The sequence below is a fragment of the Streptomyces sp. ATLC9 genome (assembly GCF_057196705.1).
The window spans coordinates 1-223 of sequence record NZ_JBXUOY010000670.1; the positions used below are offsets into that span (position 1 = coordinate 1).

The 223-nt window shown below is 71.7% G+C and carries 1 protein-coding gene; it reads left to right on the top strand.

Annotated elements, in window-relative coordinates; all coding sequences use genetic code 11:
• On the top strand, positions 1-223 hold a 223-nt coding region (locus tag AC2CJA_RS27580; protein WP_484605319.1), incomplete at both ends, for a transposase.

Genomic DNA, 223 nt, shown 5'->3' on the forward strand with positions numbered 1-223 from the left:
TCGAGAACTCCCAGGTCGGTGTCTTCCTCGCTTACGCCACCAGCCGGGGCCGGGCACTGGTCGACCGCCGCCTCTACCTGCCCGAGCAGTCCTGGTGCTCCGATCCCGAGCACCGCCGGGCGGCCGGCATACCCGACGAAGTCCGGTTCGCGACCAAGCCCCGCCTGGCCTGGGAGATGATCGCCGCCGCGCTGGACGCCGGAGTGGAGGCGCCATGGGTGAC